Consider the following 1,891-nt stretch of genomic DNA (forward strand, 5'->3'; position numbering starts at 1 on the left):
CTCTGTCTGCATCGGGTTTTCTTATAGCTTACGAAAATTTCTTTTGTGCAAAACAGACTTTTTCATAATCTAACCCGATGTACAACCCTTCTGTGAGATTTCCGCGTCGAGCCCATAGAAGTAAAGAAAGGGATATCCCATTGGGTAACTCGTGTCGGATTTCCCGCTCGCCAGCCAAAGCAGGTAAGTCAATCGCTGATTGGGTGTGATATCAGTATAGGAGGGCCAATAGCCCAGATCCAAGTTCGTTTGTGGCACTCCAGACGCGACCTTGAGCGATGGCCGGATAAGACAAGGCGCTGGAGTGTCGGCATTCCACCCTCCGTTCGGCGCTGCCGTCAGAAAGTTGCCGACATAGACCATGCCATCAGCGATCTCCAAGCCATGGGCCGTGACTTTTTCGCCGGGAAGCACCCAGCGTGCATCGTCCTTCTTGTGGCTCCGTGATTGTCCATACCGTTCTAATTTCTCCTTATCATTGAGAAATGCATGTTGGGTATGAAGCGAGGGGCTGTGTGTAGATGACGAGGCGATAGTCTCTTTCCTGGTCGCCTCATTAGTCGTGTCCGAAATTTCGGATCCGCTGAAAATGCGTTTTAGCCAAGAAAACATGTTCTACTCACGGAATGCTCGCCATTTTTTCAAATAGTAGACACCATTCTTACCCTGCAGCAACTATCTCCTGCGGCAAATGGAAATCAGAATAGATCACGGCTATTCTGTTCACACCATCAGGAACATCGGATTCTTTCAATAGAATACTGATCCATTTGTCCGTCTTCCGAAAGGAATGTAGCGTGTTCAGCTTGCGCCTGCGCTATCAGGAGATGGTCAAACGGATCACGATGATGCAGAGGCAAAGACATAAGGATCTGCAAGTGTTCGGGTTGTATTTGTAGTAGAGAGAAACCTTCCGCAGGAATGGCTGCCAGAATATCGTTCATATCCGCATCCAGTTTTCCGATACGGATTTTGATCGCAATCTCCCATAATGACACGATACTCACCAGAATATCGTGGACTGGATCTGCAATAATCTCCCGTGCATTCTCACCCAGCCGGTCGGAGTCCGAAAGCCACCAGAGCAACGCATGCGTGTCGAGCAGAACCTTCACAAGTCGCGTTCCATGCTCTCAAGAATGTCCGGTGGTGTCTCATCAAAATCTTCGCTCATCCTGATCCGTCCTCGAAGAGCTCCTGGCTGACGGCGGGGACGATAGGAAGGAGCCGGCGGCCGCAGTTCAGCGACAACCTCATCATGAGACGTCACGAGGATCGTACTGCCCTGCCTGACCTGACGCAAATACGCTGTCAGGTTTCCCCGGAACTCCCGAACACCGATTTTCTGTGGGGGCGGTACGTTATCTGAAAGATGCTGACTCATGGTCTCCTCCCTATGTGTCATCATAGCATGTACACATAGGGAGGAGGTAGAGAATTCTGAGACATATTCGATTTCAGAGATCAGTGGCTTCCGACAGAGCCAGAGCGTCCTCGACATCCACCCCAAGGTATCGAACCGTACTATCCAGTTTTGAATGACCCAGCAGGATCTGCACGGCTCGGATATTACCGGTTCGTTTGTAAATCATACGGTAATCCCCCCACTAAAAATGGGGGGATTACCACAGTCCTGTCCAGCGTTCGATTTCGCGGATCGGAGGATGATCTTGGGGAAGCCACCGGCGGATCATACTCGGACGCTCCATGTCAATCACTTCCCTCCAGCAGATGATGCCGGAAAGTGTAGAAGTGTGGGACAAATCTCGATGAAAATTTCCGGTTCTTCCGCACTTTTCGTGATGATGTTTTTTGATTATGCGGGCTGAAGGACACGCGCCCTGAGGAGTTCGAAGCCTGCTCTTCCGAACATGGTTCGCTTGATCATTTT

At 50.2% G+C, this 1,891-nt stretch carries 5 protein-coding genes; all 5 read right to left on the reverse strand.

Annotation, left to right across the window (positions count from 1 at the left end; translation table 11 throughout):
* Positions 1 to 69: 69 nt before the first annotated feature.
* Positions 70 to 612, reverse strand: coding sequence for a TerB N-terminal domain-containing protein (locus tag GOB86_RS15340; RefSeq protein WP_242012721.1), 543 nt, complete (start codon positions 610 to 612; stop codon positions 70 to 72).
* A gap of 119 nt (positions 613 to 731) precedes the next feature.
* Complete coding sequence (locus GOB86_RS15345) at positions 732 to 1,115, reverse strand: type II toxin-antitoxin system VapC family toxin (protein WP_010516143.1); 384 nt, start codon at positions 1,113 to 1,115, stop codon at positions 732 to 734.
* Positions 1,112 to 1,408, reverse strand: a complete 297-nt coding sequence (locus GOB86_RS15350) for a type II toxin-antitoxin system Phd/YefM family antitoxin (protein ID WP_165993525.1) — start codon at positions 1,406 to 1,408, stop codon at positions 1,112 to 1,114. Before GOB86_RS15350 ends, GOB86_RS15345 begins: the two co-directional genes overlap by 4 nt.
* Positions 1,409 to 1,457: 49 nt before the next feature.
* Entirely contained in the window at positions 1,458 to 1,592 is a 135-nt protein-coding gene (locus GOB86_RS16475; RefSeq protein WP_019092428.1) for a site-specific integrase, read from the reverse strand.
* A gap of 30 nt (positions 1,593 to 1,622) precedes the next feature.
* Positions 1,623 to 1,891: hypothetical protein (locus GOB86_RS15970; protein WP_206752711.1), on the reverse strand; the 269-nt coding region annotated here is incomplete at its 5' end.

This window comes from Acetobacter lambici (genome assembly GCF_011516885.1).
GTDB lineage: Bacteria > Pseudomonadota > Alphaproteobacteria > Acetobacterales > Acetobacteraceae > Acetobacter > Acetobacter lambici.

Bases quoted from the DNA above. Each gene is read 5' to 3' on its own strand.
- GOB86_RS16475 (WP_019092428.1), bottom strand. From the start codon at position 1,592: ATGATTTACAAACGAACCGGTAATATCCGAGCCGTGCAGATCCTGCTG.
- GOB86_RS15340 (WP_242012721.1), bottom strand. From the start codon at position 612: ATGTTTTCTTGGCTAAAACGCATTTTCAGCGGATCCGAAATTTCGGAC.
- GOB86_RS15350 (WP_165993525.1), bottom strand. From the start codon at position 1,408: ATGATGACACATAGGGAGGAGACCATGAGTCAGCATCTTTCAGATAAC.